This is a genomic window from Actinoplanes sp. NPDC089786 (assembly GCF_040684855.1).
Classification (GTDB): Bacteria; Actinomycetota; Actinomycetes; order Mycobacteriales; family Micromonosporaceae; genus Actinoplanes.
The window spans coordinates 143,677-155,989 of record NZ_JBFBGU010000020.1 but is presented as its reverse complement, the minus strand read 5'-3'; the positions used below and the strand labels follow the sequence as shown (position 1 = coordinate 155,989).

Genomic DNA, 12,313 nt, shown 5'->3' with positions numbered 1-12,313 from the left:
TTCACCGGGCTGCTTCGACAGCAGCCTCAGTATGGACGGACCGGACGCACCCGCAGCCATACCAAGTGCGTCATAGGTCCGTCCATCGGAGAAACAGAGCCGGCCGATCCGCCGACATCGGCGGGCGTCGAACTCGTCCGGGCGCGGCCGGGTGGGCGTATGGTCGGCCCGTTGCCCTGGTCACCGATGTCCGTGCTTCCTGCCGAGCAGTGGGAATCGCTGGAGTCGCGCGACCGGCGCGGGCCCGCGAGTGGCCAGGAACAGGGAGACGACGCCGTGAGACGGAACCTGCTTGCCGCCGCGACCGCCGCGGTTCTGATGTGCACGCTCGTGGTGTCGACGCCCGGGTGGGCGGGTGACCGCGCCGCGGTCGAGGGCCGAGTCTCGGCGCCGGCGTGGGGATCCTGTCCACCGCCTCTGATCGAACGCGACCCACGGCAGCAGTGCGCCACGCTGCCGGTTCCGCTGGATTACCGGTCGCCCGGCGGGCGCACCATCGATCTGGTCATCTCCCGCATCGCGAGCGCGAAGCCCGGCCCGCGTCGCGGGGTCCTGGTCCTCAACACCGGCGGCCCGGCCGACATCGGCGTCGACGCGCCCTCCTTCTTCGCCCCGCTCATGCCGTCAGCGCTGACCGACCGCTTCGACCTGGTCAGCTTCGACCCGCGCGGGGCCGGTTCCAGCGCGCCGATCAGCTGCCATTTCCCCGACGTGCCGTCCGAGATCGGTCAGCGCTACCCGGCCGTCGACGGGTCGATCGACCGCAACATCGCTTTCGCCCGTGACCTCGCCCAGCGCTGCGGCCGGAACGCCGGTGACGTCCTGCCGTTCATCACGACCGCCAACACCGCGCGGGACATGGACCGGATCCGCGCGGCGCTGGGTGAACCCCGGATCTCCTACCTCGGCTACTCCTACGGCACCTACCTCGGCGCGGTGTACCGAACCCTCTATCCGCACCGGGCCGACCGGTTCGTGCTCGACAGCTCCTACGATCCCGCCCTGAGCCGCTACGACCAGCTCCGGCAGGCCGGCCTGGGCGCCGCGCTCCGCCTGCCGGACTTCACCGGCTGGGCCGCCGCCCGCAACGACCGTTACGGCCTCGGCGCCACCGCGACCGCGGTCCGGTCGGGTTTCGACGTGCTCACCGCGGCTCTGGACGCCACCCCACTGACGCTGCCCGACGGCACCGTGGTCACCGGCAACCTGTTGCGCATCGTCACCTTCGAGGGAATCTACAAGGACGCGGGCTTCCCCGCCCTGGCCGAGACCTGGCAGTTCCTGGCCGCCGCAGTGGCCGGGTCGCGGATTCCGGCCGGTCGGAACGTCACGTTGACCGTTCCCGCCGACAACCAGCCGTCGGTGCAGGTCGCCATCCACTGCAACGACGACGCCTGGCCCCGCGACATCGCCACCTACCGGCGCAACGTTGCCCTGGACCGGCGCGTCTTCCCGGCCACGGCCGGCTTCCCGGCCAACATCTGGGCCTGCGCCTTCTGGCCGGCGCCGCGGATCGAGCCGGCGGTGCGCGTGCGCGGGACGGGGGCACGAAGCGTCCTGATCGTGCAGAACCTGCGCGACCCGGCGACGCCGTGGATCAGCGCCGTGGGCATGCGGCGAGCGCTCGGATCGGACGCGGTGCTGCTCAGCGTCGATCAGGGCGGTCACACCGCCTACCTGACCACGGACAACACCTGCGTCAAGGACACCACCACCGCCTTCCTGACCCACGGGGTGCTCCCACCGGGCCCGCGCTTGTGCCCGGCCGGCTAGGCGACCTTCATCTAGGTGAGGGCCGGCTGCAGGTCGAGAAGATCGGCGGGCGGTTTGGCGTACGCGGCCTCCAGATCTCGGAAGAGCTTCTGCGCGCGGACGGCCGGCCAGCCGTCCGGGAGGTGCTCGACCGGGAGCCGGGGGTCGCGACGGATCGCGTCGAGCCACTCGGCGGTCAGGCGCAGGCGGGCGGCCAGGGGGTCGCTCTCGGACGGTGTCTCCCAGCGGGCGAGGAAGTGCTGGTAGCGGGCGGCCACCTCGGCCAGGTCGTACGCGTCCTTGATCATGCCCTTGATGTCGGTGATCTCGTCGACCCGGGCGTGGAAGACCCGGGCGTGTGACGCCAGGCCCAGGCCGGTGACGATGTCGCGGGCGTTCACCTCGCCGGGCGCGATCCACAGCCCGCCCTGCAGCGGGCCGAAGCCGGTCCAGGTGAGCTGGGACCGCAGGTCGTGGCGCTGGCGCTGCCACGACTCGGGGAGCGAGAAGCTGAGCAGGGTCCAGGTGCCGTCCCACCGGTCGTTGACGGCGCCGGTCTCCCAGATGCGGCTGCGGCCGTCGCGCAGGATCGCGGTCGACCGCGGGGTGAGGCCGAAGTACATCTTGCGGCCGTGGCGCTGGCGGCGCAGCAGGTCGCGCCGGGCCATCCGGGTCAGCGTCGAGCGGGTGGCGTGCGACGTGATGCCGAGCCGGGCCAGCGTGTCGATGACGCTGCCGGAGTAGACGCACACGTCCCGGTCGAGGACGAGGTCGCCGAGCAGCATCAGGAGCAGGGTCTGCGGGGACGGCATGGCAACGATGTTAGGCAGATTGTTGACGGTCGATACGAAAGAGCCTAACTTCGGAACCTACCGTAACGGGACCGAAACGCGGAGGTACTCGTGCGTCGAGCAGCGCCGCTCCTTCTCGCCCTCATCCTCGTGACTGCCACGGCCGGCTGCGGCGGCGACGCCGCGGACGGCGACGATCCGATCCGGGTCGCCCAGATCGTCTCGCTGACCGGCAACTACTCGCCCCTGGGCAGCGAGAACCAGAAGTCCGTGGCCCTCGCGGTCAAGCAGATCAACGACGCCGGCGGGGTCGGCGGGCGCCGGATCCAGCTCACCGTCCGCGACGACAAGAGCCTGCCCGACCAGGCTGTGCTGGCCTTCAACGAGGTCAAGGGCGACGCCGACGCGATCATCGGCTCGCCGTTCTCCAACTCCGCGCTGGCGACGATCCCGCTGGTCGACCGGGAGAAGATCCCGTACCTGTCGCTCACGCCGGCCGACGAGCAGGTCAAACCCATTCATCCGTACGTCTTCGTCGTGCCCGCCACGGCCGGCACCTACGCCGAGGCCACCCTGCAATACCTGAAGGCCACCGGGGTGAGCCGGCTCGCGGTCGCCTTCGACACCCGGAGCAGCTACGCCAACGCCGGGGCCAAGGGCCTCAAGGACAAGGCCGCGGCGTACGGGGTGACGCTCGCGCCGATCGAGGAGTTCCAGACCAGCGCCACCGAGTTCGGCGCCGTGTTCACCCATGTCCGGTCGTCGCCGGCGCAGGCCCTGATGGTGTGGGCGACCGGCGCGCCGGCGGTGGCGCTGACCAAGCAGTACGCCGCGTCCGGCCTGAAGATCCCACTGGTGATGACCGGCTCGCAGGCCAGCAAGCTGTTCCTCGACCCGGCCGGCCCGGCGGCCGAGGGCGTCACCATCGCCAGCTCGATCGGGGTGGTCGGCAACGCCCTGCCGGCCGGTCCGCAGAAGGCCGCGATCGACGAGCTCGCCACCGCGTTCACCGCCGCGCACGGATACCCGCCGCCGCAGTTCGCGCAGGACGGCTACAGCGGGGTGAAGCTGCTGGCGGCGGCCATCAGCAAGGCCGGCAGCTCGGACCGGGCCAAGGTCCGCGACGCGCTCGAGGGCCTGACGCTGACCACACCCAACGGCGCCTACAAGTACTCGGCGACCGACCACAGCGGACTGACCACCGACTACATAGCGCTCACCACGGTCCGCGACGGCGGCTTCGTGCCCACCGACTACTCCAAGGCCAAGCTGGCCACGGTCGGTGGCCGGTGAGCCGGAAGGGAGGCGCCGCGCTGACGGTGTCCGGGGCGTCTCGCGCCTTCGGCGGTGTTTTCGCCGTACGCGATGCCGACCTCGCCGTGGCGCCCGGTGAGCTGCGGGCGGTGATCGGGCCGAACGGCGCCGGCAAGTCCACGTTGTTCGGCCTGATCGGGGGCCAGCTGGCCCCCGACGCCGGGTCGGTGCTCCTCGACGACCTCCGCATCGATCGCCTGCCCGCGCATCGGCGGGCCCGGCTCGGCGTCGGCGTGGTGTTCCAGGCGGCCCGGGTCTTCCCGGGCATGACCACGCTGGAGAACGTCATGGTCGGCGCCCACGCGACCACCCGCGCCGGGTTCCTCGCGGCGGCGTTCCGGCTGCCGGCCCACCGCCGCGAGGAACGCGAGATCCGCGAGCGCGCCGCCGACTGCCTGCGCCGCACCGGCCTGGAGGACTGGGCGCATCGCCCGGCCGAGGAGCTGCCGCTCGGCCAGCAGCGGGCGTTGCAGCTGGCCCGGGCGCTCTGCGGCCGGCCCCGGCTGCTGCTGCTCGACGAGCCGGCCTCCGGGCTGCGTACGGCCGAGCGTGAACGCCTCGCCGACCTGGTCGAGGACCTCCGCGGCGACGGGCTGACCATCCTGCTCGTCGAGCACGACGTGGCCTTCGTGATGCGGCTCGCCGACCGGGTCACCGTGCTCGACCTGGGCCGGGTGATCGCCGACGGGACCGCGGCCGAGATCCGGGCCGACCCCCGGGTGGTCGGCGCCTACCTGGGCACCGCCGCGTGAACGTGGTCGAGGTCGCCGGGCTGACGGTGCGCTTTGCCGGCGCCACCGCGCTCGACGACGTCGACCTGGTGGTGGGCGCGGGCGACCTGGTCGCGCTGATCGGCGCCAACGGGGCCGGTAAGACGACGCTGGTGAAGGCGTTGTCCGGGCTGGTGCGCCCGGCGGCGGGCCGGGTCACGGTGCGGGGCCGGCTCGCGCAGGTGCCCGAGGGCCGCGAGATGTTCGGCGACCTGAGCGTCGACGACAACCTGCGGCTCGGCGGCTGGCGCAACGGCCGGAAGGGCCGCGACACCGCCGAGATCTACCGGCTGCTGCCCGCGCTCGACGGCCTGCGACGCCGCCGGGCCGGCCTGCTCTCCGGCGGCGAGCAGCAGATGGTGGCCATCGGCCGGGCATTGATGGCCCGCCCCGACGTGCTGGTGGTCGACGAGCTCAGCCTGGGACTGGCCCCGCTGGTGGTCACCGACCTGATCGCGCACCTGCGCACGCTGAACGCCGAACGGGGGCTGGCCGTGCTGCTGATCGAGCAGAACGCCCGCCTGGCGCTCGAGCTCTGCCGGCACGCGTACGTGCTGGAGGCCGGCCGCGTGGTCCTCCATGGACCGGCCGACGACCTGGCCCGGAACCCGCGGGTGACCGCCGCCTATCTGGGCGGGCCGGTCCGGTGAGCGACTTCCTCGGCTACCTGCTGACCGGACTGGGCATCGGCGCCGGCTACGCGCTCGTGGCCAGCGGCCTGGTCGCCATCCACCGGGTCACCCGGGTGGTCAACTTCGCGCAGGGCGCCTTCGCCGTGGTCGCGGCCATGCTCACCTCCTCGCTGCTGGCGGCCGGGCTGCCACACGGGTTGGCCGAGCTGACCGGGGTGCTGACCGCCGCGCTGACCGGGCTGCTCGTCGGCCTCGTCGCCGTCGGACGTCCCGGCACCACGCCGGGCACGTCGCTGATCGTCACGCTGGGGCTCGGCATCTTCGCGTACGCGATCGAGATCGTGATCTGGGGTGACCAGCCGCGGTCCTTCGCCGGGCTGTCCGGCGTGGCGGTCATCGGCGGCGCCCGGCTGCAGGCCCACTACCTGCTGATCCTCGCCGTGACCGTGCCGGTGTTCCTGGCCATGGCCGCGTTCTTCGCGCGAACGGACGTGGGCAAGGCTTTGTCGGCCTGCGCGTCCAACCCCTACGCGGCCCGGGTCGTGGGCATCGACGTACGCCGGATGGGCCTGCTCGCGTTCGCCCTGGGCGGCGCGCTCGGCGGCCTGGCCGGGGTGCTGACCACGCCGGTGCAGCAGGTGACCTTCGACAGTGACGTGACCCTGCTGGTCAACGGCTTCGCGGCGGCGATCCTCGGCGGACTGACCCGGCCGGTGGTCGCGCTCGCCGGCGGCCTGCTGCTCGGCGTCGCCCAGACCATGATCGCCGGGTACGGCGGCAGCGCCTACCAGCTGGAGGCCGCGCTGGTCCTGATGCTCACCGTGATGATCGTGCAGGCCGCCCGCCGCGGCGCGGTGCCGGAGCCGGCCCGATGAACCGCTGGGTCCTGGTCGCCGCGGTCGTCGTCACGCTCGCCCTGCCGCCGCTCCTGCCGGAACGGCACCTCGCGACCTACGTGCTGCTCGGCCTGGCCGCGACGGTCACGGCCGGGGTGTCGATGCTGATGGGGTACGCCGGTCAGGTCTCGCTCGGTCAGGCCTCCTTCTACGCGATCGGCGGGTACGCGGCCGGCCTGCTCACCGTGCACGGTGTGCCGACCGTGGCGGGCCTGCTGGCGGCGCCGGTGGTCGCGGCCGCGGCGGCGGTGCTGATCGGCGCTCCGCTGCTGCGGTTGCGCGGTCACCACCTGGCCTTCGCCACGCTGGCCATGCAGCTGATCCTGCTGTCGCTGCTCGGCCGGGGCGACTGGGCGGGCGGCGCGATCGGCCTGCAGGGCATCCCGACCCTGCCGGTGGGCGGCGATCTCGGGTACGCGTACCTGGCCTGGGCCGTTCTCGCGGTGGTGCTGGTGATCTCCCGCAACATCGTCGCCTCGCGATCCGGGCGCGGGCTGCGCGCCGCCGCGACCAGCGAGATCGCCGCGGCGGCCGGGGGAGTGGCGATCGGCCGCTACCGGCTGACCGTGTTCGCCCTGTCGGCCGCGTTCGCCGGGCTGGCCGGCGGCGTCTACGCGTTCTACCTTGGCTATCTGTCGCCGGGCTCGTTCCCGGTGCTGCTGTCCATCGAGTTCGTGGTGATGGCCGTGGTCGGCGGCCTCGGCACGATCGCCGGTCCGGTGGTCGGCGCCACCGTCATCGTGCTGCTGGTGCAGGCCCTCACCATGCTCGGCACCCAGCCCGGCCTGCCCGGCTACGCGCCGAGCGTGCTCTCGTACGCCGTCTACGCCCTGCTCCTGGTGGTGACCGTGCTCTTCCTGCCCCGCGGCATCGTCCCCGCCGTGACCCGACGCCTCACCAAGAAGGACGGCCCGCTGTAGCAAACTGCGGTCATGAGGCTCTTCTCCGTCCGGCGCACGCTCATCTCCCTGGCCGCCGGCGTCGCCGCCGGGGTGATCGCCTGGCTGGCCGGGGCGGCGTCGCTGGCCCCGAGCGCCGGCTGGACGGCCGGCACCACGGTCTTGCTGGTCTGGGTGTGGTGGATCAGCTGGCCGCAGGACCCGGCCGGCACGAAACGTCTGGCCGAGCACGAGGGCAGCGCCTTCTCGATGGACGGTTTCGTGCTGGCGGGCGCGGCCGCCGGTCTGGCCGCGGTGGTCAACGTCCTGGTCCGGGCGTCCACCGCCGCGGCGGTGATCCTGGCCGTCCTGGCCGCGATCCTCTCCTGGGCGCTGGTGAACACGGTGTACGCCTTCAAGTACGCCCGGCTCTACTACGTGGACGAGGACGGCGGCATGGACTTCAAACAGCCCGAGCCACCCTCGTACAGCGACTTCGCCTATCTGGCCTTCACGGTCGGCGCGTCCTTCGCGGTCTCCGACACCGACATCAAGAACACCGCGATCCGCAGGGTCGTCCTGTCCCACGCCCTGCTGTCCTACGCCTTCGGCACCATCACCATCGCGGTGGCCATCAACCTGGTCACCAACCTCGGCCGGTGACGCCGCCCAGCGAGGTCCAATGTGTACCTTCAACGACCCACGTCACCGTGTCACCCCGATCTCGCGGCAGCGTCCCGACCGGGGGCACTGCTGGCCAAAACGAGCGTTCTGCGTCGCCGCGCCCTCGGGTCGTGGCATCATCGCTGTGGGCAAGGGTGGACCGGCTGTAGGGCAGCGGCCCCAAGACCCGCTGCCCTTCAGTCGTTCCCGGGGTGTCCCGCCGGTTCTCGTCGTGGAACCGGCGACGTGTGCTGTGCAGGCTTCGTCGCTCAGGATGGCGCTCAGCGCGGCCGCCTCGGGGGAGTCGCCCGGCGATCAGCGCCCGCTCGGTGTACGGAGACGTCTGCGGCAGCGGCTGCCGGCCAAGCGGACTGGAAGCGCTCGGAATTGTCTGCTCTCAGCGCTTGATCCAGCAAAATCGCGACTCTATGAAATCAGGCAGTTACTTATGGTTACGCTTCCGGCGAGATGGCTCGCGCCGGTGTCTTCGCGCGTCGGGCCCCACCCAATCCAGAGACGCGGTCCAACGGACCCGTAGGAGGACCCTCGCATGCGTAAGTCAACATCACGATCGAAAGTCCGGGTGGCGACGGCCGCCGGACTGACGACCGGAGCGGTCGCTGCCGCTCTGCTCGTCGCTCCCGCGGCCGCGTCGGCCGCCACCACGGTTTACCCTCCGGTGGTTGCCGTCGGCGACCTGGTCACCATCACCGACACCGAGGTCAGCTTCTCCAGCGGCACGAACGGCACGGCCTCGCGGGCGGTGATCCTCACGTCGCCCGGGACGACCACCCCGGTATGCAGTGCCACATATCCGACGACATCGACGACCATCGTGGCTGCGGAACAGACCGCCGGCTCCATCAGTACGAGCAAGACGGTGACGTTCAAGGTGCCCACTGCTGCCGTGGCGGGGGCCAATGGTCTGGCCAAGCGATACGTCGCCTGTTTCTACGCGCCTACCGGCAGCACTGCCCGCGAAGGTAACCAGAACGGTTACCCCTTCTACGTGGGTACGGCGCCAACGCTGAACCCGACCTTTGGCCTGACCGGCACCGCGAACACTGTCACGCTCACGGCGGCGACAAACGTCTTCACCGGCGTCACCGCCCTCGGCGCCCAGTACACGACTGAGCCGTGCCCGGCCGCTTACGGCACGCCCGCCGCCGGCACGACGGGAACACCCACGAGGACCGGCGACGCAAGCGCGACCGTCACCGTGCCGGCCACGCTGACATCCACCAGCGGGAACACCCGCTACAACCTGTGCGTGTACAACGGCACCCTCGCGGCCTCCACGCTCGTCACGATCGGCTCGTACGCCGTGACCCAGCTCGTGCTGAGCCAGGGGACCGGCCCGTGGCAGGGTGGCAACTCGCTGGACATCACCTCGCCGAACCAGGTCCTCGCCGGCATCGACTCTCCCGGCGTGAACCTCACCGCCGCGGCCTGTCCGGCCAAGTACGAGTCGACCGACACCGTGGGCACGAGCCTGGTGGCCGACGTCCGCAAGATCAGCAACAGCCGCTTCGCGTTCACCGTGCCCGCGCTCAGGAGCTCCGCTCCGGCGGCGCCGCCGACCGCACAGCCGGTATGGAACGTGTGTCTCTACGGAGGCACCGACGACGGCGCGTCCGACCTCGTCGCGAACATTCCGTACACCATCACCACGCTGCACACCGCCACCGAGGTCGCGCCGAAGGCGGGCCCGGCTCTGGGTGGCTCCAAGATCGTCGTCAGCGGCACCGCGTTTCCGACCGACGGCACGCTGACCGCCACCCTCGGCGGCATGGCGCTGACCGGCGTCAAGGTGCTCAGCCCGACCGCGTTCGAGGCGATCACCCCGGCGCACGCCCCGGGCAACAACATGGCCCTGACGGTCACCACCGCCGCCGGCACCTTCCTGCTGACCAACGCGTACTCATTCACCTCGGCCCTGATCGTCGACCCGAACACGGCGCCGAACACGCGCACCGTGAACGTCGTCATCAAGGGCGTCGGTTTCCAGAGCGCGAACTTCAACGCGGCCGGCACTGCCCTTACCCTGACGGGGTCGCACTTCTACCTCGTCGAGGGCGTCTACGCCGGCAACGAGGGCGATGCGGCCAGTGGCGTGCGGGCGAACCCGCCCGTCGCGGAGTGCCGGAACGTCCTGGTCCTGAAGGACACCGAGGCGATCTGCAGCCTCAACCTGGCGCGGCGGCTGGACGCCGAGGGGGTCGACTACCTGGTCCCGGCGGCTCCCGCTGAGGCCGGCACCATCGGCACCCCGGCCGTCACCACGATCGGCAGCACGGTCACCAGCCGGGTCATCCGGTCCTCCGCGGCCCTCTTCACCCGGGACCACGAAGGACTGACCATCTACGAGGCCACGCCGACCAACTTCGCGCCGGGCACCCGGATCGTGGACGTCATCAGCCCGACCGTGGCCGTCATCTCGGCGCCGGCCCAGGCCACCGGCACCGGGATCACCCTGGCGCTGCTGCCGCCGACCGCCCGGACGGTCACCGTGACCACCGGCAACGCGAGTACCGCGCTGGGCGCCCCGGCGGTGGACACGTTCCTCACCTCCGACGACGAGCGCTACATCGTCGGTCCCAACATCGCCCTCGGTATCAAGCTCAATTCGATCACTGACGGCGACACCGCCGTGCTGAGCGCGGTCTCCGGGGGGACGGGGAGCACCGCCAGCGCCAACCTGCTGTCGATGAACGTGCCCGTTCCCGAGGGCGCCTACAACATGACCTACGTCAGCAACGGTGCGCTCAACGCTTCCAGTACCGACCCGAACTACGTGCAGAGCACCGTCTCCAGCACCTCGACGTTCGCGGTCTCGTCCTTCTGACCGGACGGCACCACACGTAGAACAAACCATCGGCGGCCCGGAGCGCATGCTCCGGGCCGCCGCTCGCTTTGTGGCGTTTTCGTCACCATCGGCGGGGTCTCTTGGGAGAATGGGGGCATGCGCAACCCATCCCGCAGACGCAAGCAGGCCATTGCTGGTGCGGCCGGCCTGGCCGTCGTGCTAGGTGGCGCGACGGTTGCCGCGACCCGGTGGCCCGGCCACCAGGACGCGACCGTGGCCGTGGAAGTGGCTCCGCCGGCCGACGTGACGGCCTCGCCCTCGCCCTCGCCGGCCGGGTCCTCCGCCTCCGCGACGCCGAAGCCGAAGGACGCATCGGCCAAGCCCACGCCATCCCTCTCGCTGCCCGCGGACGCCGCCGAACGCATCGCCGACGCGCGGGCCGCCGCCGCCAGGGACGGCGTGCCCGTGAAGCGGCCGCTGCCGCAGGCCACCGTCGCCCAGATCCCCGATGACGAGGTCACGGTCCGCGAGTCCGGCTCGGTGCAGAAGGACAAGGCGACCATGCGCGTGGTCTCCGCGCGTGGAGATCTCACCGGTCAACGGGAACTCGACTGGGTCGCCGACGACGGCGAGAGGTTCGGCGACGCGTTGTGCTCCCAGACCATAACGCTCAGCAACATGCCGCCGGAACGGAAGCCGACCTTGCTGATCTGCTGGCGTACCAGCGCCAAGAAGAGCGTCTACACGGTCGCGGTGAGCCTCGACGGCCACCCATCCAGGAAGAAGAGCGTGTCCGCCATCGACGCGGAGTGGAAGAGACTGGGCTAGTCGCCTAGGTGGCGGACAGGAAGTCGAGCAGTTCCCCGGCCACCGGGCCGGGCGCCTCCTCGGCCTGATGGTGCCCGGAGTCGATGACGCGGTGGCGCAGGGCGCCGGCGATCCAGGGAGCCCAGATCGCGGCCGGGTCGCCATGGAGGTCCAGATCGTCATGCGCGGCCTCGAGCAGCAGGGTGGGGCACCCGATCTTCCGTCCGGCCGCCCGGTCGGCCTCCTCGTGGTCGCGGTCGACGCCCAGGCCGGCCCGGTAGTCCTCGCACATGCCGTGGACGACGGCCGGGTTGTGGACGGCCGCCCGGAGGTCGGCGTGCTGGGCGTGGCCCATCGCGGCGGGGTCGCCGGTGCCGTACCAGGCGTCCGGGTCGGCGCTGATCACCCGCTCGGCCGGCTTGTCGGTCTGTGCGAGGAACCACCAGTGCCAGTAGGCCTGGGCGAAGGCGGCGTCGGTGCGCTCGAGCTGCTCGACGATCGGCAGGCCGTCCATCACCACCAGGTGGGACACCGCCTCGGGGTGATCCACCGCGGTGCGGAACGCGACCAGGGCGCCACGGTCGTGACCGACGACGGCGAACCGGTCGTGGCCGAGGCGCGCCATCAGCCGCACCACGTCACCGGCCATCGCGCGCTTGCTCGACTGCGCGTGATCCGGCTCGTCCGGTGGCAGGGTCGACCCGCCGTATCCGCGCAGGTCGGGCGTCACCACGAAATGGTGCCGGGCCAGCCTCGGGGCGACATCGAACCAGGTCGTGTGCGTACGGGGATGGCCGTGCAGGAGAACGACGGGTGAGCCGGCGCCGCCGTGCCTGAACCGCAGCGTGACCTCACCGACGTCAGCATGGTCCAGCCGAAAGCCCTCGAACATCGATCAGACGCTAGCAGCCGGCCACGGCGTCGGATCACGACCGGGGCCGGTGATTGCGTCGGAACGGCTCGGATGAGGCATGCTCGACCGGGCCGACTCGGAGGGATCTCGT

Annotated in this window: 11 protein-coding genes; 9 read left to right on the top strand and 2 right to left on the bottom strand. The window is 71.4% G+C overall.

Annotated features, from left to right (window positions below):
• Nucleotides 1-276 precede the first annotated feature (276 nt).
• Entirely contained in the window at nucleotides 277-1,773 is a 1,497-nt protein-coding gene (locus tag AB0O15_RS37525; RefSeq protein WP_364329251.1) for an alpha/beta hydrolase, read from the top strand.
• 11 nt (nucleotides 1,774-1,784) lie between these two features.
• On the opposite strand, the gene AB0O15_RS37520 is transcribed toward AB0O15_RS37525, so the two are convergent.
• Nucleotides 1,785-2,564 (bottom strand): PaaX family transcriptional regulator C-terminal domain-containing protein, encoded by a 780-nt coding sequence (locus tag AB0O15_RS37520; RefSeq protein ID WP_364329248.1) that lies wholly within the window; start codon nucleotides 2,562-2,564, stop codon nucleotides 1,785-1,787.
• Between the two features lie 129 nt (nucleotides 2,565-2,693).
• Here AB0O15_RS37520 and AB0O15_RS37515 point away from each other — a divergent pair, with 129 nt between their 5' ends.
• The 8 genes from AB0O15_RS37515 (at nucleotide 2,694) to AB0O15_RS37480 (ending at nucleotide 11,330) form a co-directional block, all read left to right on the top strand.
• Nucleotides 2,694-3,836: an ABC transporter substrate-binding protein gene (locus AB0O15_RS37515; protein ID WP_364329245.1), complete on the top strand. Its 1,143-nt coding sequence runs from the start codon at nucleotides 2,694-2,696 to the stop codon at nucleotides 3,834-3,836.
• Nucleotides 3,833-4,609, top strand: coding sequence for an ABC transporter ATP-binding protein (locus AB0O15_RS37510; RefSeq protein WP_364329242.1), 777 nt, complete (start codon nucleotides 3,833-3,835; stop codon nucleotides 4,607-4,609). The genes AB0O15_RS37515 and AB0O15_RS37510 overlap by 4 nt, the downstream gene beginning before the upstream one ends.
• Complete coding sequence (locus tag AB0O15_RS37505; protein WP_364329239.1) at nucleotides 4,606-5,277, top strand: ABC transporter ATP-binding protein; 672 nt, start codon at nucleotides 4,606-4,608, stop codon at nucleotides 5,275-5,277. The genes AB0O15_RS37510 and AB0O15_RS37505 overlap by 4 nt, the downstream gene beginning before the upstream one ends.
• Complete coding sequence (locus AB0O15_RS37500) at nucleotides 5,274-6,134, top strand: branched-chain amino acid ABC transporter permease (protein ID WP_364329236.1); 861 nt, start codon at nucleotides 5,274-5,276, stop codon at nucleotides 6,132-6,134. The genes AB0O15_RS37505 and AB0O15_RS37500 overlap by 4 nt, the downstream gene beginning before the upstream one ends.
• A complete protein-coding gene (locus AB0O15_RS37495; protein ID WP_364329233.1) occupies nucleotides 6,131-7,075 on the top strand; it encodes a branched-chain amino acid ABC transporter permease in 945 nt (314 codons plus the stop codon). The genes AB0O15_RS37500 and AB0O15_RS37495 overlap by 4 nt, the downstream gene beginning before the upstream one ends.
• A 12-nt stretch (nucleotides 7,076-7,087) precedes the next feature.
• A complete protein-coding gene (locus AB0O15_RS37490) occupies nucleotides 7,088-7,696 on the top strand; it encodes a DUF1345 domain-containing protein (RefSeq protein ID WP_364329230.1) in 609 nt (202 codons plus the stop codon).
• A 550-nt stretch (nucleotides 7,697-8,246) separates the two neighbouring features.
• A complete protein-coding gene (locus AB0O15_RS37485; protein WP_364329227.1) occupies nucleotides 8,247-10,541 on the top strand; it encodes an IPT/TIG domain-containing protein in 2,295 nt (764 codons plus the stop codon).
• Nucleotides 10,542-10,658: 117 nt separating this feature from the next.
• On the top strand, nucleotides 10,659-11,330 hold the full coding sequence (locus AB0O15_RS37480; RefSeq protein WP_364329224.1) for a hypothetical protein: 672 nt from the start codon (nucleotides 10,659-10,661) through the stop codon (nucleotides 11,328-11,330).
• A gap of 4 nt (nucleotides 11,331-11,334) precedes the next feature.
• On the opposite strand, the gene AB0O15_RS37475 is transcribed toward AB0O15_RS37480, so the two are convergent.
• Nucleotides 11,335-12,201: an alpha/beta hydrolase gene (locus AB0O15_RS37475; protein ID WP_364329221.1), complete on the bottom strand. Its 867-nt coding sequence runs from the start codon at nucleotides 12,199-12,201 to the stop codon at nucleotides 11,335-11,337.
• Between the last annotated feature and the right edge of the window lie 112 nt (nucleotides 12,202-12,313).